21 protein-coding genes are annotated in these 23,479 nt (G+C 63.2%); 13 read left to right on the top strand and 8 right to left on the bottom strand.

Features of this window, described 5'->3' with window-relative positions:
- Positions 1-293 precede the first annotated feature (293 nt).
- Positions 294-1,079 carry a glycosyltransferase family 2 protein gene (locus E2K99_RS11805; RefSeq protein ID WP_240733893.1) on the top strand — a complete coding sequence of 262 codons (786 nt, stop codon included), beginning with the start codon at positions 294-296 and terminating at the stop codon, positions 1,077-1,079.
- A gap of 29 nt (positions 1,080-1,108) precedes the next feature.
- Here E2K99_RS11805 and E2K99_RS11800 read toward each other — a convergent pair whose 3' ends face one another.
- The 5 genes from E2K99_RS11800 to E2K99_RS11780 all read right to left on the bottom strand — a co-directional run bounded on the left by E2K99_RS11800 (position 1,109) and on the right by E2K99_RS11780 (position 5,128).
- Positions 1,109-1,402, bottom strand: a complete 294-nt coding sequence (locus tag E2K99_RS11800; RefSeq protein WP_134222322.1) for a hypothetical protein — start codon at positions 1,400-1,402, stop codon at positions 1,109-1,111.
- A gap of 99 nt (positions 1,403-1,501) precedes the next feature.
- Positions 1,502-2,218, bottom strand: coding sequence for an ABC transporter ATP-binding protein (locus E2K99_RS11795; protein WP_134222321.1), 717 nt, complete (start codon positions 2,216-2,218; stop codon positions 1,502-1,504).
- Complete coding sequence (locus E2K99_RS11790) at positions 2,211-2,969, bottom strand: ABC transporter ATP-binding protein (protein ID WP_134222320.1); 759 nt, start codon at positions 2,967-2,969, stop codon at positions 2,211-2,213. The genes E2K99_RS11795 and E2K99_RS11790 overlap by 8 nt, the downstream gene beginning before the upstream one ends.
- Positions 2,966-4,189, bottom strand: a complete 1,224-nt coding sequence (locus E2K99_RS11785) for a branched-chain amino acid ABC transporter permease (protein ID WP_134222319.1) — start codon at positions 4,187-4,189, stop codon at positions 2,966-2,968. Before E2K99_RS11785 ends, E2K99_RS11790 begins: the two co-directional genes overlap by 4 nt.
- A 3-nt stretch (positions 4,190-4,192) precedes the next feature.
- Positions 4,193-5,128: a branched-chain amino acid ABC transporter permease gene (locus tag E2K99_RS11780; RefSeq protein ID WP_134222318.1), complete on the bottom strand. Its 936-nt coding sequence runs from the start codon at positions 5,126-5,128 to the stop codon at positions 4,193-4,195.
- A gap of 164 nt (positions 5,129-5,292) precedes the next feature.
- On the opposite strand from E2K99_RS11780, the gene E2K99_RS11775 reads away from it, so the two are divergent.
- The 6 genes from E2K99_RS11775 (at position 5,293) to E2K99_RS11745 (ending at position 10,684) form a co-directional block, all read left to right on the top strand.
- Complete coding sequence (locus tag E2K99_RS11775) at positions 5,293-6,768, top strand: protein adenylyltransferase SelO (protein ID WP_134222317.1); 1,476 nt, start codon at positions 5,293-5,295, stop codon at positions 6,766-6,768.
- Positions 6,769-6,856: 88 nt separating this feature from the next.
- Complete coding sequence (gene msrB, locus E2K99_RS11770) at positions 6,857-7,252, top strand: peptide-methionine (R)-S-oxide reductase MsrB (RefSeq protein WP_034335690.1); 396 nt, start codon at positions 6,857-6,859, stop codon at positions 7,250-7,252.
- Positions 7,253-7,297: 45 nt separating this feature from the next.
- Entirely contained in the window at positions 7,298-7,918 is a 621-nt protein-coding gene (locus E2K99_RS11765; RefSeq protein WP_039788195.1) for a septation protein A, read from the top strand.
- Positions 7,915-8,199: a BolA family protein gene (locus E2K99_RS11760; RefSeq protein WP_134222316.1), complete on the top strand. Its 285-nt coding sequence runs from the start codon at positions 7,915-7,917 to the stop codon at positions 8,197-8,199. The genes E2K99_RS11765 and E2K99_RS11760 overlap by 4 nt, the downstream gene beginning before the upstream one ends.
- A gap of 94 nt (positions 8,200-8,293) precedes the next feature.
- Positions 8,294-9,070 (top strand): peptidylprolyl isomerase, encoded by a 777-nt coding sequence (locus E2K99_RS11755; protein ID WP_121040097.1) that lies wholly within the window; start codon positions 8,294-8,296, stop codon positions 9,068-9,070.
- Positions 9,071-9,574: 504 nt separating this feature from the next.
- Entirely contained in the window at positions 9,575-10,684 is a 1,110-nt protein-coding gene (locus E2K99_RS11745) for a porin (RefSeq protein WP_134222315.1), read from the top strand.
- Positions 10,685-10,865: 181 nt separating this feature from the next.
- Here the strand turns inward: E2K99_RS11745 and purL are convergent, their stop codons facing one another.
- On the bottom strand, positions 10,866-14,897 hold the full coding sequence (gene purL / locus E2K99_RS11740; RefSeq protein ID WP_134222314.1) for a phosphoribosylformylglycinamidine synthase: 4,032 nt from the start codon (positions 14,895-14,897) through the stop codon (positions 10,866-10,868).
- A 469-nt stretch (positions 14,898-15,366) separates the two neighbouring features.
- Here purL and E2K99_RS11735 point away from each other — a divergent pair, with 469 nt between their 5' ends.
- The 3 genes from E2K99_RS11735 to E2K99_RS11725 all read left to right on the top strand — a co-directional run bounded on the left by E2K99_RS11735 (position 15,367) and on the right by E2K99_RS11725 (position 19,343).
- The gene (locus E2K99_RS11735) at positions 15,367-16,638 is read left to right on the top strand and encodes an FAD-dependent oxidoreductase (RefSeq protein WP_134222313.1); all 1,272 of its coding nucleotides are present in this window, start codon (positions 15,367-15,369) and stop codon (positions 16,636-16,638) included.
- A gap of 238 nt (positions 16,639-16,876) precedes the next feature.
- The gene (locus tag E2K99_RS11730; protein ID WP_121040088.1) at positions 16,877-18,445 is read left to right on the top strand and encodes an NAD(P)H-hydrate dehydratase; all 1,569 of its coding nucleotides are present in this window, start codon (positions 16,877-16,879) and stop codon (positions 18,443-18,445) included.
- Positions 18,399-19,343, top strand: coding sequence for a DMT family transporter (locus E2K99_RS11725; RefSeq protein ID WP_134222312.1), 945 nt, complete (start codon positions 18,399-18,401; stop codon positions 19,341-19,343). Before E2K99_RS11730 ends, E2K99_RS11725 begins: the two co-directional genes overlap by 47 nt.
- A 10-nt stretch (positions 19,344-19,353) precedes the next feature.
- On the opposite strand, the gene E2K99_RS11720 is transcribed toward E2K99_RS11725, so the two are convergent.
- Positions 19,354-20,061 (bottom strand): ABC transporter ATP-binding protein, encoded by a 708-nt coding sequence (locus E2K99_RS11720; protein WP_039788208.1) that lies wholly within the window; start codon positions 20,059-20,061, stop codon positions 19,354-19,356.
- Between E2K99_RS11720 and E2K99_RS11715 the strand changes: the two genes are divergently transcribed.
- The 3 genes from E2K99_RS11715 (at position 20,060) to E2K99_RS11705 (ending at position 22,579) form a co-directional block, all read left to right on the top strand.
- On the top strand, positions 20,060-20,737 hold the full coding sequence (locus tag E2K99_RS11715) for an arylesterase (protein ID WP_420840887.1): 678 nt from the start codon (positions 20,060-20,062) through the stop codon (positions 20,735-20,737). The two genes, E2K99_RS11720 and E2K99_RS11715, sit on opposite strands and share 2 nt — an antisense overlap.
- 67 nt (positions 20,738-20,804) lie before the next feature.
- A complete protein-coding gene (locus tag E2K99_RS11710) occupies positions 20,805-21,932 on the top strand; it encodes an AAA family ATPase (RefSeq protein WP_134222311.1) in 1,128 nt (375 codons plus the stop codon).
- Complete coding sequence (locus E2K99_RS11705) at positions 21,929-22,579, top strand: DUF4276 family protein (RefSeq protein WP_134222310.1); 651 nt, start codon at positions 21,929-21,931, stop codon at positions 22,577-22,579. Before E2K99_RS11710 ends, E2K99_RS11705 begins: the two co-directional genes overlap by 4 nt.
- A gap of 85 nt (positions 22,580-22,664) precedes the next feature.
- Here the strand turns inward: E2K99_RS11705 and E2K99_RS11700 are convergent, their stop codons facing one another.
- Positions 22,665-23,384: a glutamine amidotransferase gene (locus E2K99_RS11700; RefSeq protein WP_039788210.1), complete on the bottom strand. Its 720-nt coding sequence runs from the start codon at positions 23,382-23,384 to the stop codon at positions 22,665-22,667.
- Positions 23,385-23,479: the final 95 nt, after the last annotated feature.

Raw genomic sequence — 23,479 nt, 5'->3', positions numbered from 1 at the left:
TCGGCCCTCCACCTGCCTCCCGGCAGGTGGACTTGTTCATGAAGCTCCCCGCATCAAGTTTACAGTGCCTGTTTTGGGCGCTATAGTTAGCCCCCAATAAAAGTCGATTCCGGGGGGGATCCCATCTTGCTGCATCGTCTGCCCGCCGGGCCGATGTCCATCGACACCCTGCACCTCTTCTACGTTCGCCGGGAGAGCATTGCCTGCCACCCGGACGAATGGCCTGACGATCTCCTTTCAGGATTACCGGCACAGGCCGCCTGACATCCACCGCCCACTACTGACTCATGACCATGCATATTGCGCCCGTGTTTTCCATCGTCGTCTCCACGCACCGCCGCCCGGCCATCCTTGAACGCGCTCTGCAATCCTTGCTGGCCCAGAGTTTCAGGGATTTCGAGATTGTCCTGGTGGCGGATGAGGGCACTGCCGCGACCAAGGAAGTCGCCAGCCGCCTGCTGCGCGAAACTGATGTCTTCCTCTGCCTGCCCGGTGCCAAGGGCCCGGCCGAATCACGCAATGCGGGTGTGCAGCTGGCGCGTGGCCGCTTCATCCTGTTCCTGGATGATGACGACAGCTATCGGCCCGATTTCCTGCAAGCCATCGTCCAATGCAACCGCTTCCGCAGCGATGCCGTCAACTACGTGTCCTATAGCCAGGTGAGGGAAATGCGTACGCCCGAGAGCACCCAGGTGATCTCCAGCACCGACATCGATATGAGCGGCACCGACATCCGCGGCCTGCTGGTCAGCAATTTCATCCCCAACAACACCATCATCCTCTCCTCGTCCATCGCCAAGCGCCATCTGGTGGATGCCGCGCTGCAAAGCCATGAGGACTGGGATTACCTGATTTCGCTGGTGGTCAAATACGACTTCAATTTCCTCGGTATTTCCGGGCCGGTCGTGCACATCAATGAAGGCCAGAGCCGCAACAACGACGCGAAGTCCCAAGGTTCGATCGCCTTGGATTATTTGTCGATCTACCGCAAATGGCCGGCAAGCGACGACGACCTGCGCCTGCGTCGCAAGGAGATGCTGCGCACCCTGGGATTGGATTTGCCACCGGCCATGCTGTAATCAGAAGAGAAAAGTCCGCACGCCCTGGATCAACGTCTGCGTTCCGATTGGCTTGCGGATTGCGGCTCCAGCAATGCCCGCATCGCCAGCCGCACCAGCTCGGCATGCCCCGCCTGCGGGAAACGCTGCCGCTGGCGGGCAATCAGTTGGTCAACCCGCATCCGGTCCCCGTGGCAGAGTTCGGTCATGCGGGCGGTCATCTCCAGATAGCCCTGCGGATCGTGCAAGGGCACATCCTCGCGGCGGACGTAACGCAACCAGGCGCGGTCAGCCGCATACAGGGCCAGGACGACCAGGCAAATCAGCAGGGGCCAGAGCAGCATGAACATCTCCCGATCGGCTAAAGCGGGGATTGTGCGCGTCCCCTGATGGCCCGGCCATCGTGGCGGCACGAGAATTGCCCCCTTTCGCCGGCGCTGGCCTCAGAGGGCCAGCCACTCTTGCTGCAAGGCCTGGTCCGCCGCCAGTTGCGCCGGCGTGCCATGAAAGACCATTTCGCCGCGTCCCATCACGTAAACCCGCTGTGACAGCTCCAGCGCCAGTGCCTGTTTCTGCTCGATCAGCAGCACCGCCACCTGCCGCTGGCGCAGCAGTTCGAGGTAATGAGCGACCTGCCCGACCATCTGCGGCGACAGGCCCTCGGTCGGTTCGTCGATCAGCAACAGCCGGGGATTGCCCATCAGTGCGCGGCCCAGCGCCAGCATCTGCTGCTCCCCGCCCGACAGCGCCCCGGCCGCCACCTTGTAGCGCCGTTCCAGGGACGGGAACAAGGTCAATACTTCCTCTTCGCGCCAGCCATCGTCCGGTATCGGCCCGCTCTTGCGGCCGAGCAGCAGATTTTGCTGCACGGTGAGCGCCGGAAAGACATCGCGGCTTTCCGGCACGTAGCCGATGCCGCGCTGCGCGATGGCGTAGGTGGCCAGACCGGCCAGCGAACGGCCCTCGAAATCGATCTCCCCCGTACTGCGCACCTGGCCCATCACGGCCTTGAGCAGGGTCGAACGGCCCGCGCCGTTGCGGCCCAGGATGCTGACGATCTCCCCGCGCGCCACCTCCAGCGAGACGCCATGCAGTACGTGGCTCTGGCCGTACCAGGCCTGCAGGCCAGTCATCCTGAGCAAGGCAGAGGATTTATCCATGGGGCCTCCGGTCCAGATACAGCGCCTGGACATCTGGATTGGCACGGATGCGCTCGGCGCTGTCGCAAGCGATCACGCGGCCGTTGTCCATGACCGCGATGCGGTCGGCCAGGCCGAAGACCACCTGCATGTCGTGTTCCACCATCAGCAGGGTCTTGCCGACGGTGACTTCGCGGATCAGCGCGACCATGGCGGCACTCTCGGCACGGCTCATGCCGGCGGTCGGCTCGTCCAGCAGGATCACGGAGGCATCGGCCGCAATGGTCACTGCCAGCTCCAGGGCGCGCTGCTCGGCATAGCTCAGCTCGCCTGCGGCCACCTCGGCACGTTGGGCCAGACCGACCTTGTCCAGCACGGACAGCGCCCGCTCGCTGGCATCGCGCAACTGGCCGATGCGACGCCAGAAGGCATAGCGGTAGCCCAGCGTCCACAAGAGCGCGCAACGCACATTCTCAAAAGCGCTCAGGCGCGGGAACAGACTGGTGATCTGGAAGCTGCGTGCCAGGCCCAGCCGGTGAATCTGCTGGGGTGGCTCGCGCGTGATGTCGCGTCCGTGCAGTAGCACGCGGCCGGCATCAGCGCGATAGCGTCCCGAGACGACGTGGAACAGGCTGGATTTGCCGGCTCCATTCGGCCCGATGAGGGCACAGCGTTCGCCGGGCTGCAATTGCAGATCGACACCACGCAGGATCTCGCTGCGGTCGAAGGCCTTGTGCACATCCTGCAGTACCAGTGGCAAAGGGGCCGTCATCGCGCCCTCCCCGAACGTTGCCAGGCCACCAGCGCACCCGCGCCCACCACCACGCAGAGCGCTGCAATGCCCCACGGGGCAGCGGCATGAACGTCGATGCGCCAGCCCCATAGCATCAGCGATGCAGCACCTTCGCCGGTATCGGCGAGGCTGCCCAGGCTGGCCTGATACGCCATCTCGGTCGCCAGGATGACACCCGTCAAGGTACAGAGTGCAGCCGCCAGCCACCATGCCAGACGTCCCGCAAGACGGGCATTCACCTGCCCGCCTTGCAGCAGGTGCCAGCTGCGGTCGATCAGGCTGGCCAGCCCGCCCGGCGTAGTCATCACGATCAGGATGAAGAGCGCACCCAGATAGAACTGCCAGGCCTGCGTATAGGCCGACAACCAGGAAGAAAACAGCACCCCGACCACGCCCCCGATGACGGGCCCGTAAAAATAGGCGGTGCCACCGATGAAGGTGAACAGCAGGATGGTGCCGGAGCGCAGCGCTCCGACGTATTCCGCACTGACGATTTCGAAATTGATGGCCGACAGCCCGCCAGAGACGCCGGCAAAGAAAGCCGACAGGATCAAGGCCAGATAGCGCACCCGCTGCGGATCGTAGCCGAGGAAGGCGGCGCGTTCAGGATTGTCGCGCACGGCATTGAGGATGCGGCCCAGCGGGGTATGGCGCAGGGCATGGATGGCGACGGCACAGACCAGCAGCCAGCCGGCGATCAGGTAATACACCTGAATCTGCGGACCGTAGCTGATCCCGAGCACGGGCGCGCCGATGACGCGGTTGCCCGAAATGCCGCCCTCCCCGCCGAAAACCTCGGGAAACATCAACACGCAGGCCGAGACCAGTTCCACCAGTCCCAGCGTGATCATGGCGAACGTCGTGCCGGCGCGGCGCGTGGTGAGATAGCCCAGCACCACCGCACAAAGCGCGCCGGTCAGGCCGCCGGCCAGCGGGACCAGCGTCACCGGAAAGGCCAGCACGCCATCGGCCATGCGGTTCATCAGGTGAATGGCCCCAAAGGCGCCCAGGCCGGAATACACCGCATGCCCGAAAGAAAGCATGCCACCCTCGCCCAGCAGCATGTTGTATGAGAGGCAGAGCAGCACCATCGTGCCCATCTGCGACAGCAGCGACAACGCTGCGCTCTGCGGAAACACCAGCGGTGCGGCCAGCAGCATCAGGGCAAAGAGCAGCCAGGGAAGCACGATCCGTCGCATGGCTCAACTCTCCCGCCGGCCCATGAGGCCCTTGGGACGCACGATCAGCATCACCACCAGCAGCAGATAGGGCAAGACCGGTGCCACCTGCGCCAATGTCAGCCGCGCCAGCGGTGCCAGCGCGCTGCCGGACGGCACCTGCAAGCCCAGGCTGGCCAGCGAGACATCCAGCGCCACCGCAAAGGTCTGCATCATGCCGATCAGCAGGGAGGTGATGAAAGCTCCGGCCAGCGAGCCCAGCCCGCCCACCACCACCACCACGAAGATGATGCTGCCCACGGCCGCCGCCATCCCCGGCTCGGTGACGAAGGCATTGCCACCGATCACGCCTGCCAGCGCCGCCAGTGCGCAGCCGCCGCCAAATACCAGCATGAACACGCGCGGCACGTTGTGGCCCAGCGCTTCGGCCATCTGCGGATGGGTCAGCGCGGCCTGGATCACCAGTCCGATGCGGGTATGGCGCAGCAACAGCCACAAGGCCAGCAGCATCAAGGCCGCCACCAGCAGCATGAAGCCGCGATAGACCGGGAAGGCGGTCGAATACAGGGTAAACAGCGTGCCGTCCAGTTCGGGCGGGATGCGATAAGGCACCGGCGAGCGGCCCCACACCAGTTGCACCAGTTCCACCACCAGATAGGACAGACCGAAAGTGAACAACAATTCCGGCACATGCCCATAGCGATGCACGATGCGCAGGCCGTAATGCTCCACCAGCGCCCCGGCCACACCCACGATCAGGGGCGCCAGCAGCAGCGCCCACCAGAATCCGAGGATGCCAGCCAGTGCATAGGCAACATAGGCACCCAGCATGTAGAAGCTGGCATGGGCGAAATTGGGCACGCCCATCATGCTGTAGATGAGCGTCAGACCCGAGGACAGCAGGAACAGCAAAAAGCCGTAGCCCAGGCCGTTCAGGAAGGTGATCAGCGCGAATTCCAAATTGCCAGCCTTGCGGGGAGATGCCGTATCGAGGAGGTTGAAGAGCTTACCGCGCCCGGCCAGGCACGGCAGGACGCAAAAGTGCAGCGATCCTATGGGATTCGCGCTTCTCTGTCAAAATAGCGGATTGCGGCCCGGTCCGGGCTGCGCGCCACAGGCTGACCATGACGCAATCCTATCCGCTGCCCCCTTTCGGGAACCGTTTCGCCGAACTGCCGCCGGCCTTCTATACCCGGCTGCAGCCCACGCCCCTGCCCGCGCCCTACCTGGTCGGATTCAGCGAGGCAGCCGCGGCCACGGCCGGGCTGCCACGGCCGGCCGATGAGCACTTCAGCTTCCTCGACATCTTCGCCGGCAACCTCATCCCGCCCGGTTCGACGCCGCTGTCGGCCGTCTATTCCGGCCACCAGTTCGGCGTCTGGGCCGGCCAGCTCGGCGATGGCCGCGCCATCACCTTGGGTGACCTGCCGGCCGCCGACGGCCAGGGACGCATCGAGCTGCAGCTCAAGGGCGCGGGCATGACCCCCTATTCGCGCATGGGTGATGGCCGTGCCGTGCTGCGCTCCTCGATCCGCGAATTCCTCTGTTCGGAAGCCATGGCCGCGCTCGGCATCCCGACCACGCGCGCCCTGACCGTGATCGGCTCGGACCAGCGCGTCATGCGCGAAGCCCCGGAAACCGCCGCCGTCGTCACCCGCATGGCCCCCAGCTTCATCCGCTTCGGTTCTTTCGAGCACTGGTATTACAACCAGCGCTTCGATGAACTGAAGATTCTGGCCGATACCGTACTCGAGCAGTTCTATCCGGAACTGCTGTCTGAAGAGAACCCGTATCAGGCCCTGCTGAAAGAAGTCACCCGCCGCACGGCGACGCTGATGGCGCAATGGCAGGCCGTGGGCTTCATGCATGGCGTGATGAATACCGACAACATGTCCATCCTGGGCCTGACGCTGGATTACGGCCCCTTCGGCTTCATGGAAGCCTTCGACGCCCGCCACATCTGCAACCACACCGACCGCCAGGGCCGCTACAGCTACCAGATGCAGCCGCGCATCGGCCAATGGAACTGCTTCGCGCTGGGTCAGGCCATGCTGCCGCTGATCGGCTCGGTGGAGCAGACCGAAGCGGCGCTGGCCGACTATGAAGCCATCTTCCAGGCGCGCCATGCCGAGTTGCTGCACGCCAAGCTGGGGCTGCGTACGCAACAGCCCGAGGATGAGCAACTGATTGAAGCGCTGTTTGCCATCCTGCAAGCCAATGGCGTGGATTTCACCCTGTTCTTCCGCCGCCTGGGCGACTTGCGCATCGGCAATACGGCTGACGACGAGCCGGTACGCGATCTCATCCTCGACCGCCCCGCCTTCGATGCCTGGGCCGCGCAATACCGCGCCCGCCTGCGCGCCGAAGACAGCGACGACGCTGACCGCCGGCTTGCAATGCACGCGGCCAACCCCAAGTACGTGCTACGCAATTACCTCGCTCAGGACGCCATCGACCGTGCGCTGGAGAAGGATTTCAGGGAAGTGGCCCGCCTGCAGCAGATCCTGCAACATCCCTTTGACGAACAGCCCGAATTCGAGCGCTATGCGGCGCTGCCGCCGGAGTGGGCCCGTCACCTGGAAGTGAGCTGCTCATCCTGAAGCATGGCCTGACTTTTGACACATCTGAAACTTTCTTCCTGAGCAGGCCGCAGTTGCCCGCCGCCCGTCATCCCCAAAGGAGCCAAGCATGAACAAACGTGTAGAAAAGACCGAAGCGCAATGGCGCGAACAACTGGACCCGATGGAATACCAGGTCACCCGCGAAGCCGCCACCGAGCGCGCCTTCACCGGCCGCTACTGGGATCACCATGAAGCCGGCACCTATACCTGCGTCTGCTGTGACACGCCGCTCTTCACCTCGGATGCCAAATTCGATTCCGGCTGCGGCTGGCCCAGCTACTTCGAACCCATCGATCCGGCCAACGTGCGCGAGAAAGTGGACCGCAGTTATGGCATGATTCGCACCGAGATCATCTGCAACGTCTGCGACGCCCACCTGGGCCACGTCTTCCCCGACGGCCCGCCGCCGACCGGACTGCGCTATTGCATCAATTCGGCTTCGCTGCGTTTCGACCCGGCGTAAGCCGCTCCTCCACCGTTTCATTGACTCACTGAAGAAGCCACCCCGATGAAGTTTCTGTTCGACCTGTTCCCCGTCATCCTGTTTTTCGGCGTCTTCAAATGGGCCGAGGGCCATCCCTCGGCCGCGCAGGACCTGGTGATGCAATACCTGGGCGGGGCCATGTCGGCCGGTGCCGTCACGGCCAGCCAGGCCCCGATCCTGCTCTCGACCGCGGTCGCCATCGTCGCCTCGCTGGGCCAGATCGCCTGGCTGCTGCTGCGCCGGCGCAAGGTGGACGGCATGCTGTGGGTGTCGCTGGCCATCATCGTGGTCTTTGGCGGTGCCACCATCTATTTCCGTGACGATACCTTCATCAAGTGGAAACCGACCATCCTGTACTGGGCCTTCGGCCTGGCCTTGCTGGTGTCGCAGCTGTTCATGAAGAAAAATCTCATCCGCGTCATGATGGAAAAGCAGGTCACCCTGCCCGAAGCGATCTGGCCGCGCCTGAACCTGGCCTGGATCGTGTTCTTCGCGGTCATGGGCGTGCTGAACCTGTACATCGCCTTCAATTACTCGCTGGATACCTGGGTCAACTTCAAGATGTTCGGCAGCATGGGCCTGATGTTTGCCTTCATCATCGGCCAGAGCCTGTTCCTCTCCAAGTACATGAAGGATGCCGAATGAACGCCGCTGACACCCGCGTGCAGCGCATCACCGAACGCCTGACTGCAACTTTCTCGCCGCAGGTCTGTCTGGTCGAGGATGAGTCGGCCCTGCATGCTGGACATGCCGGTGCCGCCTCTGGCGGAGGACATTACAGGATCCGCCTGGTTTCCGACTTGTTCGAGGGCAAAAATCGGTTGAACCGCCATCGGCTGGTGTATGATTGCCTGTCCGACCTGATGCAGCAGGAGATCCATGCGCTGGCCATAGTGGCGCTCTCCCCATCAGAGGCAACGAACTGAGACCAAGAACAAAGACCGACGCCTGCTTTTATCCAAGCCCCTCCTGTTTTTCTTCTCCGTTTTGATTCATTCCTTTCTTTTCTAGGATTCAACAATGACATTCAAACCCGCTCGTCTGCTGGTGCTGCTGTTCGCCATCGCTTCCATCCCGGCCTTCGCTCAAAACCTGGCCGTCGTGAACGGCAAGGCGATCCCTTCCTCCCGCGCCGAACTGATGGTCAAGCAGATGACTGCGCAAGGCCAGCCTGACAGCCCGCAACTGCGCGGTGCCATCAAGGAAGAGCTGATCAATCGTGAAATCCTGATGCAGGAAGCCGACAAGCAAGGCCTGTCCAACAGCACCGACGTCAAGAACCAGCTGGAACTGGCCCGCCAGTCCATCGTCATCCGCGCCCTGATCGCTGACTACCTGAAGAAGAACCCGGTCTCCGACGCCGACATCAAGGCCGAATACGACAAGTTCAAGGCCCAGGCCGGCGACAAGGAATACCACGCCCGCCACATCCTGGTGGACAAGAAGGAAGACGCCGAAGCCATCATCGCCAAGCTGAAGGCCGGTACCAAGTTCGAAGACCTGGCCAAGCAATCCAAGGACACCGGTTCGGCAGCCAACGGTGGCGACCTCGACTGGGCGACCCCGGCCTCCTTCGTCAAGCCGTTCTCCGACGCCATGGTGGCCCTGAAGAAGGGTGACATCACCCAGACTCCGGTGCAGACCCAGTTCGGCTGGCACGTGATCAAGCTGGAAGATGTGCGCCCGGCCAAGGTCCCGACCCTGGACGAAGTCAAGCCGCAGATCGCCGAAGCCCTGCAACAGAAGAAGCTGCAGGCTTACCAGGAGCAACTGCGCGCCAAGGCCAAGGTGCAATAAGCCTGACGCCCTGATCGCCGAAGAGGACGGCCGCGCGCCCTCCTCTTCATCGCTCTCCCCGCATGCCCGGCCAGGTTTCCTTGCCGGGCATGTTGCTTTTTAGCTACGTTTGCACGCACAAGTTCTGCTTGAAACGTCAAAAAGTCGCTTGTAAACCCCGGATTTCCTCCAAAAAACCGCTGAAATTGGCTTTCCTGTCATATGGAAGACACAAATCCAGTTTCATAGTGAAGATTTATTTTTATAAAAGATTTACGCAATATATTTTTTATAATCATATAAATTCACTAAATAATTAAAAAAGAGGAATTTTCCTGCAGCATTTCGCGCATTTTGCGAACCATCGTTCTGATATTCTTCGATCCAGTTCCAAATAGGGACAGGCTGCGGCCGGCCACGTTGACTGCGGTCGCGGCGATAAAAGAGGTGTTTCGGGGAGAGGCACACAAGGCTGATCCGCGGCGCCATCAACAACACAACATCGTGCTTTCTGGAGAGAAACCTATGAAGAAGAGTTCCATGCTGCTGCTGGCAGCCGGCCTGACCACCGGCGGCGCAGCCTTTGCCCAGTCCTCCGTGACCATCTACGGCATCGTCGACACCAGCATTCGTTATCTGAGCAATGACAATGCCCAGGGCAGCAGCAACGTGCGCATGGACAATGGCGCCATTTCCAACAGCCGTATCGGTTTCAAGGGGACCGAGGACCTGGGTGGCGGCCTGAAGGCAGTGTTCCGTCTGGAAAACGGTTTCAGCAGCGACACCGGCGCCGCCCAACAAGGTGGCCGTCTGTTCGGTCGTCAATCGTGGGTTGGCCTGGCCGGTGACTTCGGCAAGGTCTCCGTGGGCCGCCAGAACACCGCCCTGTTCGACCTGATGGCTGATCACTTCGATCCGCTGACCGTCGGCAACTACGAAACCAACTCCTGGATGCCGGCTGCCGCCACCCGCGTGCGCAGCGACAACACCGTGCGCTATGACGGCCAGTTCGGCCCCGTGGCCGCTTCCGTGAGCTACGCCTTCGGCGAGCAAGCCGGTTCGACCCGCAGCGGCAGCCAGATCAGCACCGCCCTGCGCTACAACAACGGTGGCTTCGCCATCGGTGGCGGCTTCCAGCAAACCGTGGACACCACGCCTGCACGCAACAAGGCCACGACCTACAACCTGTCGGCTTCCTACGCCTTCGGCGCGGCCAAGGTCTTCGCCGGTTACTACCGCATGAAGGACGCGACCGGCCTGAACGGTCTGTTCATGGAAACCACCAACTACTCGCTGGCCAACACCGCAGGTGGCAACACCGTCGGCGTGGAACGCAAGGATGATGGCTACTTCTTCGGTGCCAACTACCAGGCCACCGCTGCACTGAGCCTGACCGGCGGCGTGTACTACGACAAGAGCAAGAACGTGGCCTACCAGGCCCTGGGCAATGTCGGCGACGGCAAGCGTTACACCGTCGTGGGCGTGGCCGAATACGCCCTGTCCAAGCGCACCCAGCTGTACACCACCGTGGACTACAACAAGGCCAAGGATGCTGCCGTGTACGAGATCACCAACTCGGCCAACGGCAAGAGCAACCTGACCACCGTCGGCGTTGGCATTCGTCACATCTTCTGATCCGGCTTGAGGACGGCGCTTTCCTTCGGGGAAGCGTCATCATCCGACCGCGCAGCAGAAACAAAAAACGCAGTTCCGAAAGGAACTGCGTTTTTTTTCATCCTGCTTTTTCAGCCCCTGCCCGAGTGCCCCACACAGCGGGCAATCGAAACAGGAAACTTCATTTCAAGCCATTTCCGGCTCAACCCACCCACTTGCGGGCATTGCGGAACATGCGCATCCACGGCGAATCCTCGCCCCACGATTCCGGGTGCCAGGATTGGGTCACGGTACGGAACACGCGTTCGGCGTGCGGCATCAGGACCGTGAAGCGGCCGTCCGGGGTGGTCACCGAGGTGATGCCCTGCGGCGAACCGTTGGGGTTGAACGGATAGGCTTCGGTGGCCGCGCCGCGATGGTCGACGTAGCGCATGGCGATCAGGGCCTTGTCGATGTCACCGGTCTGCGAGAAGTCGGCAAAACCTTCACCGTGGGCAGTGGCGATCGGTGCCTGGGTACCGGCCATGCCCTGCATGAAGATGGACGGCGAATCGGCCACTTCCACCATCACGAAACGCGCCTCGAACTGCTCGGACTTGTTGCGGGTGAACTTGGGCCAGGCTTCGGCGCCCGGGATCATGGACTTCAGGTTGCTCATCATCTGGCAACCGTTGCAGATGCCCAGCGAGAACGTGTCCTGGCGCTGGAAGAAGCGCGAGAACTGCTCGGCCAGCTGCGCATTGAAGAGAATCGTCTTGGCCCAGCCTTCGCCGGCGCCCAGCACGTCACCGTAGGAGAAGCCGCCCACGGCGATGAAGCCCTTGAAGTCATCCAGCTTGGCACGGTTGGCGATCAGGTCGCTCATGTGCACGTCCACGGCGGTGAAGCCGGCCTTGTGCATGGCATAGGCGGTCTCGATGTGCGAGTTCACACCCTGCTCGCGCAGGATGGCGACCTTGGGACGCGCCGCTGCGCCCAGCGACAGGTAGGGTGCGGCGATGTCTTCCTGCGGATCGAAGGTCAGCTTGGGCGTCATGCCGGGGTCGGCTGCATCCAGCAGGCGTTCGTATTCGGCATCGGCGCAGGCCGGGTTGTCGCGCAGGCGGGCGATGCGCCAGCTGGTCTCGCTCCAGACGCGGTGCAGCTCGGCACGCGGCTGACTGTAGATGTTCTTGGCGTCGCGCATGAATTCGATCACGTCGCGGTCGTTGGGCTTGCCGATGATGTGGCTGCACGCGCCCAGGTTGTAGCTGCGCAGCACGTTCATGACGTCCGACTTCTGCTCGGCCGGAACCTGGATCACCGCACCCAGTTCTTCGCTGAACAGCGCGCGCAGGGTCAGTTCATTGCGGCGTTCGGCCACTTGCGTGGTCCAGTTCTTGGAATCGCCCCAGTCTGCGGCGTGCTCGGCTTCCATGGTCAGGATGTCGAGATTGACCGAGATGCCGGTGTGACCCGCAAAGGCCATTTCGGCCAGGGTGGCATACAGGCCGCCATCGGAACGGTCGTGGTAGGCCAGCAGGCGGTCTTCTGTATTGAGTTGCTGGATGGCGTCGAAGAAGGCCTTCAGGTCTTCTGCGCTATCCACGTCCGGCGTCTCGTTGCCGATCTGCTGCATCACCTGCGTGAGCGCCGAGGCACCCATGCGGTTCTTGCCACGGCCCAGGTCGATCAGGATCAGGACGGTTTCGCCCTTGTCCTTGCGCAGTTGCGGGGTCAGCACGCGGCGCACGTCGGTCACCGGCGCAAAGCCGGAGACGATCAGCGAGACCGGCGAAGTCACCGACTTGGCGCCCGCTTCATCGCTCCAGGTGCTGCGCATGGACAGCGAATCCTTGCCCACGGGGATCGAGATTCCCAGTGCCGGGCACAACTCCATGCCCACGGCCTTGACGGTATCGAACAGCGCGGCGTCCTGGCCGGGCTGGCCGCAGGCCGCCATCCAGTTGGCCGACAGCTTGATGTCGCCGATCTCGGCGATGGGGGCGGCAGCGATGTTGGTGATGGCTTCACCGACAGCCATGCGGCCCGAGGCCGGAGCGTCGATCACCGCCAGCGGGGTACGCTCGCCCATGGCCATGGCTTCGCCGAGGTAGCCTTCCAGGCCCATGGCGGTCACGGCCACGTCAGCCACCGGCACCTGCCAGGGACCGACCATCTGGTCGCGCACGGTCATGGCACCGACGCTGCGGTCACCGATGGTGATCAGGAAGGACTTGTCGGCCACGGCCGGCAGGCGCAGCACGCGCTGGGCCACATCCACCAGCTCCATGCCGGTCAGGTCCACCGGCGGCAATTGCTTCTCGACGTGCTGCACGTCGCGGTGCATTTTGGGCGGCTTGCCCAGCAGCACATCCATGGGCATGTCGACCGGGCTGTTGTTGTGCTCGGGGTCGATGACTTTCAACTGGCGTTCCTCGGTGGCGGTACCGACCACAGCGAAGGGGGCGCGCTCGCGCTCGCACAGGTATTTGAACAGGTCCAGGTGTTCCGGCAGGATGGCCAGCACGTAACGCTCCTGGGATTCGTTGCTCCAGATCTCGCGCGGAGCCAGGCCGCTTTCTTCCAGCGGCACCTTGCGCAGGTCGAAGATGGCACCGCGCTTGGCATCATTGGTGATCTCGGGGAAGGCGTTGGACAGGCCGCCCGCACCCACGTCGTGGATGGACTGGATGGGATTGTCGTCGCCCAGCGCCCAGCAGGCATTGATGACTTCCTGGGCACGGCGCTCCATTTCCGGGTTGCCGCGCTGGACCGAATCGAAGTCCAGATCGGCAGTATTCACGCCGGTAGCCATCGAGGACGCAGCACCACCGCCCATGCCGATGCGCATGCCGGGGCCGCCCAGCTGGATCAGCAGGCTGCCCACCGGCAGGTCGTTCTTTTTGGTGTGCTTGGCGGAAATGTTGCCCATGCCGCCGGCGATCATGATGGGCTTGTGATAGCCCATGACCTGCCCGCCCACGTTCTGCTCGTAGGTGCGGAAGTAACCGCCCAGGTTGGGACGGCCGAATTCGTTGTTGAAGGCTGCGCCACCGAGCGGGCCGTCGATCATGATCTGCAAGGGCGAAGCGATGCGCTCCGGCTTGCCGTAGATGCCGCCCTGGGCGTGTTCATCGCGCTGGTCCACCGGCTGGGCGACGTCGCGGGCGTTTTCCCACGGCTGCACCGCATGGGTGACCATCAGGTTGGACACGGTAAAGCCAGTTAGGCCGGCCTTGGGCTTGGAGCCTCGGCCAGTCGCTCCTTCATCGCGGATCTCGCCGCCGGCGCCGGTGGAGGCACCCGGGAACGGGGAGATGGCGGTCGGGTGGTTGTGGGTCTCGACCTTCATCAGGATATGGGTCAGCTCGTCCGAGGCTTCATAGACGTTGCCCTTGGTGGCGCCACGCTGGTAGAAGCGCGAGACGGTCGCGCCCTCGATGATGGAGGAGTTGTCCGAATAGGCCACCACGGTGCCCTTGGGCGCCAGTTGATGGGTGTTCTTGATCATGCCGAACAGCGACTTGTCCTGCTTTTCGCCGTCGATGGTCCAGTCGGCATTGAAGATCTTGTGGCGGCAGTGTTCGCTGTTGGCCTGGGCGAACATCATCAGTTCGACGTCGGTCGGATTGCGCTGGGCCTTGGTGAAGGCGTCCACCAGGTAATCGATCTCGTCATCCGACAGGGCCAGGCCCAGTTCGGTGTTGGCGCGTTCCAGCGCGGCACGGCCGCCGCCGATCACGTCCACCGATTCCAGCGGCTTGGCCTGCAGTTCCGAGAACAAGCCGGCGGCGTCCTGCGGATCGCGCAGCACGGTTTCGGTCATGCGGTCGTGCAGCAGCGCGGCCACGGCCGGGATGCTGGCTTCATTCAGTTTCTTGGCCCCCCCCAGCAGGCCGGTCTTGACCTGCACGCGGAAGATGATGCCGCGCTCGACCCGGTGGATGTGGCCCATGCCGCAGTTGCGCACGATGTCGGTGGCTTTGCTGGCCCACGGCGAGATGGTACCGAAGCGCGGGATCACCACGAAGGCATCGCCCTCGTCGCTGCCATTGAAGGGATCGCCATAGGTCAGCAGGCCGTTGAGGCGTGCCTCGTCCTCCCGCGTCAGGGCCTGGGCTTGGCCGGCGTCGACGAAGTGCAGATAGCGGCCGGATACGCCGGTGATGGCGGCATCCACTGCTTGCAATTGGGTCAGAAGGCGTTGGGTACGGAAAGCGGAAAGGGCATTGGAGCCCGGCAGGATCAGCATGGCGAGGTCGAGGCAGTTAGCTTGAATCGGGAAAACCGTCGCAGCATCGCGGCAGGGACCGGTCCACCGACACCGACCGCCCCGGATGACGCGTCGCACAAGGAAAAATCGTGCAGGTCGGGGACTGGCGGAATGATGGATCGTGCGCGCGTTTGCTGGCAGAGCCGGCATTATACAGTGGACACCGCGCCAAGTCCCGCGCAAAGCGAGCGGCGGGGCCGCCCTGCCTCCAAGCGGGCGGCAGCGCGATGCAGCAGACCGCTGTCATCCGCGCCGTGTCGCCAGACGTTGTCATTTGAAGCAGAAAATGTCCCCCCTTTCGGGCAGGACGCACGTAGCCCTGCGGCAATATCCAAACTGCAAGGAAATTTCGCGGTATCATTCGGCCCGCATCGGCGCAGGGCCAGCCCGGCGATCCATGGCCGATGCCCACGACCACAGCGGCCCTGCCGCTTCCAAGACGAACAGAGTGAACAGCACACAACGACAGATCGCCGTCATCGGCGGGGGACTTTCAGGGATTTGCAGCGCCTACTTCCTGGCCGCCAGAGGCTATGAAGTTGCCGTCATCGAGCGCCGTGCGCACGTGGCCGAAGAAGCCACCTTCGGCGATTCAGGACTGTTGGCACCGGGGGCGGCCATGCCGCTGACATTGCCGGGTGCCATGGCGACCTTCGCCTGCCGCTTCCAGGACGAGCCGCGGGTCCTGCTGGCCCCCGGCACCGATTTCGGCCGCCGGCGCTGGATGCGCGCCACGCGCCAGGCCCAGCACCACGATTTTGCCGGGAACAAGCTGCGCCTGACGCGCCTGTCGGCCTACGGCCAGAGCCTGACCCTGCAATTGCAGGCCCATCACAACCTGGACCATGAAAATGGCCAGGGCGTGTTCCACCTCTTCCGCCAACCGGCCGAAGCGGCCCGCATGGCGCAGCTGGAGGAAGCCGCCGGCCAATGCGAGTTCAAGCACCAGGCCCTGGACGCGGCCGGCATCCGCACACTGGAACCGGCCTTCTCGTCGGAAGCGAAGCTCTCCGGCGCGCTCTACTACCCGGAAGACATGGCCGGCAACTGCGTGCTGTTTGCCAAGCAGATGCGCAATGCGGCCCAGGAGCTGGGGGTGAGCTTCCATTTCGATTCCACCGTCACCTCGATCAACACCGAATTCGGCGGCCGCCTGACGCTGCACGTCAGCTCGCCTCATCTGGCCTCGCAAATGCGGGTTGATGCCGTGGTAGTGGCAGCCGGCATGTCCAGCGCCGAACTGCTGCGTCCGCTCGATACCGACCTGCCGCTGCTGGCCCTGCAGAGCTATTCGGCGCTGGTGCCGGTGAAGAATCCGGATGATGCACCCAGCATGGCCCTGCATGACGACAGCTACAAGGTCAGCATGACGCGCCTGGGCAGCCGCATCCGCATCAGTGGTTTGCTGGGCTTCGTGCCGCAGAGCCAGACCTTGCCGCCCAAGGCGCTGCGCAACCTGCTCAAGATTGCCGGCGACTATTACCCCAATGCCGCCAACTACAACCAGGCGCATTTCTGGAGCAATACCATGGCCCTGCTGCCGCACGGCCTGCCTGTGGTGGGACCGACGCGGCAAGGCAACGTCTTCGTCAATGTCGGCCACGGTGCCACCGGCTGGGCCGCCAGCGTCGGTTCGGCGCGCCTGTTGTGCGACATGATCAGCGGCGATGACAGCGAAATCCCGGTCGAAGGCTTGCTGCCGCGTGACGTGCTCGGCTGAGCGAGCAGTTGCCGAACCACGCGGTGCAGGCCGACCGCGTGCATTCTTTTCATCGATGAAAATCGCCGAAGCGCCTGCGCTGGCAGAACAATTCACTTAAAATCAAGCACCCGCGTGACCAGCGCTTGAGCAGGTGAATTTTTCTTCACTTGGCTTCCCAGCGCCGATCTTTCGCGGGTTCCAGCGATCTGCCTGCTGCACTGACGCCCATCCACTCAACGTCCCTGCCACCCCGATCATGAGCGCGCTCCATTCCGTTGCCGAGATCCGCCAGGTTGAACAAGCGGCCCTGTCCGCCCTGCCTCCTTACACCCTCATGCAGCGCGCCGGCGCCGCCATCGCCGAGCAGGCCCAGCAGTTGCTGTGTTCGACCACGGCCTCCTCGCCCTCGGTGCTGGTTCTGGCCGGGCCCGGCAACAATGGCGGTGACGCACTGGAAGCCGCCTGCCTGCTGGAAGAAGCCGGCATCGAAGTGAGCGTTCAGCTGCACGCCGATGAAAGCCGCCAGCCTGCCGATGCGCGCCGTGCCTTGGCACGGGCGCGCGAGGCCGAGCTGGAGTTCATTGAAGGAACGGGGGATGTCCCGCTGCGCGCCCGCTCTTGGGCGCTGGTAATCGACGGACTGTTCGGCATCGGCCTGACGCGCCCGCCGGGCCCGGCCCTGCGGCCCATCATCGAGTACATCAACAGCCTGCGCTGCCCGGTGCTGTCCATCGATGTCCCCAGCGGACTGAATGCCGATACCGGCAGCATCGTGGGCGGCCGCGAGGGCGTGGCGGTGCAGGCCACCCATACCCTGAGCTTCATCGGCGACAAGCCGGGACTGCACACTTGTGACGGCAGCGACCACAGCGGCCAGATCGTGGTCGACGCGCTGGAGATCGACACCGCCCTGCTGCCGCCGGCGCGTGCCTTCCTGAATGGTCCGCAGAGTTTTGCCACCGCGCTCAAGCCACGTGCCAACAACAGCCACAAGGGCAGCTACGGCGACGTCATCGTGGTGGGCGGTGCGCGCGGCATGGCCGGTGCGCCGGTGCTGGCGGCACGCACCGCCGCCTTCGGCGGGGCTGGACGGGTCTATGTGGCCTTCGTCGACGATGGCCCGGCCTACGACGACAAGCATCCCGAACTGATGTTCCGCCTGGCCGACCGTGTCGAATTCGGCGCCAGCGCGGCGCTGGTGATCGGCCCCGGCCTGGGTACCTCGCGCCATGCGCATGACATCCTGGCGCGGGCGCTCGACAGCGAAGCCGACATCGTGGTCGATGCCGATGCCCTGAACCTGATCTCGGCCGAACCCACGCTGCAGCACAAGCTGCATCGCCGCAGCCAGCGCAGCAAGGAGGCCTGCAGCATCATCACGCCCCATCCGCTGGAGGCAGCACGCCTGCTCGACAGCACCACCCAGCAAATCCAGCAGGACCGCCCGCAGGCCGCGCGCCTGCTGGCCCGCCAGTTCAACGCCATCACCGTGCTCAAGGGCGCGGGGACCGTCATCGCCTTCCCCGATGGCGAGATCGCCATCAACCCCAGCGGCAATCCTGCTCTGTCCACCGCCGGCACCGGCGACGTGCTGTCCGGCCTGTGCGGCGCACTGCTGGCGCAGGGCTGGCCGACCCGTGCCGCGGCACTGGCCGCCACCTGGATCCATGGCGCCGCCGCCGACCAGCTGGTGGCTGCCGGCCAGGGGCCAGTGGGGCTGACCGCCAGCGAATTCATCCCGGCCATCCGTGCCGTGTTCAACCAGATCCTCCGAGACCATGTCCAGCGCCGTCCTGCCTTACATCCGCATCGCCCACAACCATAAGCTGGGCATCATTTTCCTCATCGCGGGCCTGTGGACGCTGTCCTTGCTCGATACGGCCGGCAAGCTGCTGGCGCTGGCCGGGTATCACGTGGTGATGATTGCGTGGATGCGCTACACCATCAACCTGTTCTTCATGGCGGCCACGCTGGCACCGCTCTACCGGCGGCGTCACGGGCGCAGCATCCTGAAGTCGAACCGGCTGGGACTGCAGTTGGGGCGCGGCGCACTGCTGCTGGCCTCGACGCTGATTTTCTTCTCGGTGTTGAAGATCGTACCGCTGGCCGAAGGCACGGCCATGAACTTCTGCGCGCCCATGATCGTGCTGGCGATCTCTCCCTGGCTGCTGGGCGAGCGCAGCTATCTGTCACGCTGGATTGCGGTGCTGATCGGTTTTACGGGCATGCTGATCGTGATCCGCCCCAGCGGCGACATCCCGCCGGTGGGCGTGGCGCTGGGCCTGGTCTCGGCCTTCACCCAAGCCTTGCTATCCATCCTCAACCGCAAGGCCATCCAGGCGGACAATCCGATGGTGACGCTGTTCTATGGCGCGCTGGTGGGCAGCATCGTCTCGACGCTGCTGGTGCCCTTCTTCTGGACCAGCCATACGCCGACGGTGGTGGAACTGGCGATCCTGGTCTCGACCGGCATCACCAGCACCATTGGCCATTTCCTGCAGAACTCGGCCTACCGGCACGCGGAAGCCTCGGTGCTCACGCCCTTCTTCTACGCCCAGATCATCTCGGCCTGCGGCATGGGCTGGCTGGTCTTCGGGCAGTTCCCGGACCAGATCACGGTGCTGGGCATTGCCATCATCTGCACCAGCGGCATCGGCATTGCCTATATCGAACACAAGCGGGCGCACCCGCTGCCGCCTGCCGATCCGATGGAATCCGTCTGATCGGTCGGAATTACTTCACCAGCCGTCCGGCCGCGATGGTCAGGGTGCGCTCGCAGCGCGCCGCGATGCCGGGGTCATGGGTCACCAGCACCAGCGTGGAGCCGCGCTCGCGGTTCAGTTCGAACATCAACTGAATGACCGATTCGCCGGTCGCCGCATCGAGGCTGCCAGTCGGCTCATCCGCGAACAGCAGTGGCGGCTCGGTGACGAAGGCGCGCGCCAGCGCCACGCGCTGCTGCTCACCGCCGGAGAGATATTTGGGATAGTGCTTCAGCCGGCTGCCCAGGCCCACGCGGCCCAGCATCTGTTCAGCCTTGGATCGGGCCTGGCTGTCCCCGCGCAGTTCCAGCGGCAGCATCACGTTTTCCAGGGCATTGAGGTGCCCGAGCAACTGGAAGGACTGGAACACGAACCCCAGCTTGCGCTTTCTCAGCAGGGCCCGGCCGTCTTCGTCGAGGGCGTAGATGTCTTCGCCATCGAGCCGCACGGAACCTTCGCTGGGCGTATCCAGTCCAGCCAGCAGGCCCAGCAAGGTCGACTTGCCTGAGCCGGAGGCGCCGACGATGGCCACCGTGGTCCCGGCGGCCACGGTAAAATCGATGTCACTCAGGATGGTCAGCCGGCCGGCAGGCGCGGAGACATCGGCAACGTGTTTGGATAACTGAAGGACTTCAATGGCGGCAATGACGGCGGAACTGGCAGGAGCGGAAGCAGGCATGCAGGGCAATCGGGCAAGAGGGTCCGGAACAGGGGCGAGGCGCAAGGCGCTGTTGGGCGCGGCAGTGCGGCTGCTGGCGGGCGTCGCGCTGGTGGTAGCGGCGACGAGCGCTTATTCTGCCCCAAAAAACCTGCTCGTGCTCGGCGACAGCCTCTCGGCCGAATACGGGCTGCAGCGCGGCACCGGCTGGACCGGACTGCTGCAGCAGCGGCTGCAACAGAGCAAGGCGGATTACCGGGTGGTCAACGCCAGCATCAGCGGCGACACCACCATCGGCGGGCGCAACCGCCTGCCGGCACTGATGACGCAGCACAAGCCGGAGGTCCTGGTGATTGAACTGGGCGCCAACGATGCCCTGCGCGGCCTGCCGCTGAAGACCAGCCAGGACAACCTGCAGGCCATGATCGACCTGGCGCGCCAGCAGAAGGCCAAGGTGCTGCTGGTGGGCATGCAGATTCCGCCCAATTACGGCCCCGACTACACGCGCCGCTTCGCCGGGATGTACCAGGATCTGGCCAAGAGCAACAAGGTGGCACTGGTGCCGTTCTTCTTCGAGGGGATTGCCGCCGATCTTTCGCTGTTCCAGGCCGACCGCATCCATCCCAATGAACAGGCCCAGCCCAGGCTGCTGGACAATGTGTGGCCGCATCTGAAGCCGCTGGTCGGGGTGAAGTAAGCCCCCTGGCCTGGATTTTTGCACTATCCTATCGCTCTTTTTCGATGCTTGGACAGAGGATGCCTGGATGACCGCGCCCCACCCGACAAGGACGACGAACCGGATTCGTTCCATCACCGTTGAAGGCTTTCGCAGCCTCAACAAGGTCCATCATCTGGAGCTTCCACAGCTGACGCTCCTGATCGGTGCCAATGGTGCAGGCAAGTCCACGCTGATTCGTTTCTTCGACATGGTCAGCTGGATGCTCAAGACAAGGAATCTGCAGGAATTCGTGCTGCGCCATGGCGGAGGCGACGACCAGTTTTTCATGGGAGCGCGCAAGACCCCAAGCATCCGCGCCGAGCTCTGCCTGCAAACCGATCAGGGACAAACCGCTTATCGCTTCGAACTGGCCCATCTCGCTGCGGGCGACTCCGTCATGATCATGAACGAAGCCTATCGCCACGCAGCCGACGGTGTCTCGACTCAAGCGGATTGGATTGAGATCGGCACGGTCGCCAAGGAATCGGGTTTATCAGAGCAGAGCAGCGTGGTCGCCAAGTCCATTCTCCATCTGTTCCGGCAGTGCGCCACTTATCAGTTCCATGACACTTCCAGCAACGCCGCCATCCACCATCGATGGGACGTCACCGACTGCTTGCGTCTGCGTTCGGACGGCGGCAATCTGGCGGCCGTGTTGTTGAACCTGCGCAATACGGACAGCAAGCGGTATGCATTGATCAACCGCCAGATCAGCCGTGTACTTCCTGCATTCAAGGACTTCGTGCTGGAGGAGGAAGCCGGCAAGGTGCTGTTGCGCTGGGCCGGGCGGCATAGTGACAAGGTGTTCGGATCGCACCTGACCTCGGATGGATCGCTGCGCCTGTTCTGCCTGTTGACCTTGTTGAACATGCCGCCAGCCACGCTGCCGGATTTGATGCTGTTCGACGAGCCGGAGTTGGGACTGCATCCGCATGCCATCACCCTGGTCGCGGAAATGTTCAAACGTCTGGCCAAGACGCGCCAGGTCTTCATCGCCACGCAGTCCCCCTATCTGGTCGACTGCTTCGAACTGGAAAACATCATTATTGCCAGCGCCGAGGAGGGTGAAACAACGCTGCGCAATTTGCCACGTGTCCAGTATCAGGAGTGGTTGGATGACGAATATCAGCTTTCTGATATCTGGCTCAAGCAGGCAGTGGGAGGCATGGAATGATCCGTGTCTGCGTCGTCTGCGAGGGGCAGACCGAGGTGGAATTCGTGAAGTCCTGTCTGGCCCCCTATCTGCTCCATAGTCAGGTGCAGGCTTTCCCTTCCTTGCTGCAGTCCCCCTCCGGGAATCACCGAGGCGGCCGCGTCACGATCGAGCGTCTGGTCAGGTTCATGTCGCATCAATATCACCAGACCGACCGCATCACGACCCTGGTTGACTTCTACGGCTTTCAGGACCGCGAAGGCCGTAGCCGTGCGCAATTGGAAGCTGAAGTCCAGGCGCGCCTGGCAGGGATCAAAGGCTATGATCCCCGCTTCGTATTGCCCTATGTTCAAATGTACGAATTTGAGGGACTGCTATTTTCCGATCCGGAGGCATTTGCTTGGGTGGAGGATGGCTGGAGCGAGGAAGCCAGGCAAGCACTGGTCGCCGTCAACCGGGCATTCGCCAGCCCGGAAGAGATCAACGACAGCATAGAGACTGCCCCCTCAAAACGTCTGCTCAACATTTTCTCAGCGGGCAGCTACTCTAAAACGGAACATGGACCACTGATTGCGGAATCCATCGGCATCGAAGCCATCCGTGCCAAATGCCCCGCATTCGACGAATGGGTGGGAAAAATGCAAGCATGGGGCCATCAAGCCGGCTAGATCCGCCCCCATTGCCTGATGTATTGCACGGTATGCAATGAGCAGCATCAAGAGCGCCTGCTCAACTGTTGCAGCGATCCAAAATTCAATGCCGCGCGTACAACTCCAAGAATCGCCGCAGCAATCCGGTCGATTGCGGCGTGTCACACACCTTCTCGCACAGCGCCTGGGCGTCGATGCCGCAGCCGCGATAGATATCGGTGTAGTAATGCAGGTGCGCCCGCACGAACTCCGGCGAAAACTCGGGGTGGAACTGGGTCGAATAGACGTTGTGCTTGTGCTTGATGACGTGGTGGGGATCCATCGGCGAACGCGCCATGACGATGGCATCCTTGGGCGGACGCAGCACCGACTGCATGTGCAGCATGTGGGCCGGGAACTCCGAAGGCAGCACACCCAGCAATTCATCCTGGCGGCAGCATTCCAGCGTCTTCACGTGCATGGTGCCGGCCGCGCGGCCGGCCGGGTTGTAGCCGACTTCGCCGCCAAAGGCGTGGGTCAGCAGCTGGTGGCCGTAGCAGATGCCAAACATGGGGGTGTCGAGCTCGGCGGCGTCGCGGATCCATTCGGCGGTGCGCTCGCTCCAGTCTTCCTTGTCGGTCACCATGGCCGGTGAGCCGGTGATGAAGACTGCCCGGTAGCTGCGCGGGCAGGACGGGCGCTGCCCTTCATAGACGGTCACGACTTCGATCTCGGTGTGGCACAGGCCGGCGGCGCAGCCTATCTGGTCGGCGTAACCACCGTAGTTGGTCTTGAGGGCGGGATTGGCATCGCCGGTTTGTATGATCAGGACTGGGGCAGGCATAAAAACGTGGTCGTATTCAGGGCAAGACTCGCATCGGACGCACTCCTCGTGGAAATACCCCCTGCGATGCTTTTCGAATGTCGACTGGAGAAAGC

This window comes from Herbaspirillum huttiense (genome assembly GCF_004367745.1).
GTDB classification, from domain to species: domain Bacteria; phylum Pseudomonadota; class Gammaproteobacteria; order Burkholderiales; family Burkholderiaceae_D; genus Herbaspirillum; species Herbaspirillum huttiense.
This window is presented reverse-complemented; position numbering and strand designations above follow the sequence as displayed.

Excerpts from the sequence above, each read along its gene's own strand:
- E2K99_RS11795 (WP_134222321.1), bottom strand. The coding sequence starts at position 2,218 with ATGGATAAATCCTCTGCCTTGCTCAGGATGACTGGCCTGCAGGCCTGG.
- msrB (WP_034335690.1), top strand. The coding sequence starts at position 6,857 with ATGAACAAACGTGTAGAAAAGACCGAAGCGCAATGGCGCGAACAACTG.
- E2K99_RS11720 (WP_039788208.1), bottom strand. The coding sequence starts at position 20,061 with ATGCCTGCTTCCGCTCCTGCCAGTTCCGCCGTCATTGCCGCCATTGAA.
- E2K99_RS11760 (WP_134222316.1), top strand. The coding sequence starts at position 7,915 with ATGAACGCCGCTGACACCCGCGTGCAGCGCATCACCGAACGCCTGACT.
- E2K99_RS11700 (WP_039788210.1), bottom strand. The coding sequence starts at position 23,384 with ATGCCTGCCCCAGTCCTGATCATACAAACCGGCGATGCCAATCCCGCC.
- E2K99_RS11730 (WP_121040088.1), top strand. The coding sequence starts at position 16,877 with ATGAGCGCGCTCCATTCCGTTGCCGAGATCCGCCAGGTTGAACAAGCG.
- E2K99_RS11705 (WP_134222310.1), top strand. The coding sequence starts at position 21,929 with ATGATCCGTGTCTGCGTCGTCTGCGAGGGGCAGACCGAGGTGGAATTC.
- E2K99_RS11765 (WP_039788195.1), top strand. The coding sequence starts at position 7,298 with ATGAAGTTTCTGTTCGACCTGTTCCCCGTCATCCTGTTTTTCGGCGTC.
- E2K99_RS11805 (WP_240733893.1), top strand. The coding sequence starts at position 294 with ATGCATATTGCGCCCGTGTTTTCCATCGTCGTCTCCACGCACCGCCGC.
- E2K99_RS11775 (WP_134222317.1), top strand. The coding sequence starts at position 5,293 with ATGACGCAATCCTATCCGCTGCCCCCTTTCGGGAACCGTTTCGCCGAA.
- E2K99_RS11800 (WP_134222322.1), bottom strand. The coding sequence starts at position 1,402 with ATGCTGCTCTGGCCCCTGCTGATTTGCCTGGTCGTCCTGGCCCTGTAT.
- E2K99_RS11785 (WP_134222319.1), bottom strand. The coding sequence starts at position 4,189 with ATGCGACGGATCGTGCTTCCCTGGCTGCTCTTTGCCCTGATGCTGCTG.
- E2K99_RS11710 (WP_134222311.1), top strand. The coding sequence starts at position 20,805 with ATGACCGCGCCCCACCCGACAAGGACGACGAACCGGATTCGTTCCATC.
- E2K99_RS11715 (WP_420840887.1), top strand. The coding sequence starts at position 20,060 with ATGCAGGGCAATCGGGCAAGAGGGTCCGGAACAGGGGCGAGGCGCAAG.
- E2K99_RS11755 (WP_121040097.1), top strand. The coding sequence starts at position 8,294 with ATGACATTCAAACCCGCTCGTCTGCTGGTGCTGCTGTTCGCCATCGCT.
- E2K99_RS11790 (WP_134222320.1), bottom strand. The coding sequence starts at position 2,969 with ATGACGGCCCCTTTGCCACTGGTACTGCAGGATGTGCACAAGGCCTTC.
- E2K99_RS11745 (WP_134222315.1), top strand. The coding sequence starts at position 9,575 with ATGAAGAAGAGTTCCATGCTGCTGCTGGCAGCCGGCCTGACCACCGGC.
- purL (WP_134222314.1), bottom strand. The coding sequence starts at position 14,897 with ATGCTGATCCTGCCGGGCTCCAATGCCCTTTCCGCTTTCCGTACCCAA.
- E2K99_RS11725 (WP_134222312.1), top strand. The coding sequence starts at position 18,399 with ATGTCCAGCGCCGTCCTGCCTTACATCCGCATCGCCCACAACCATAAG.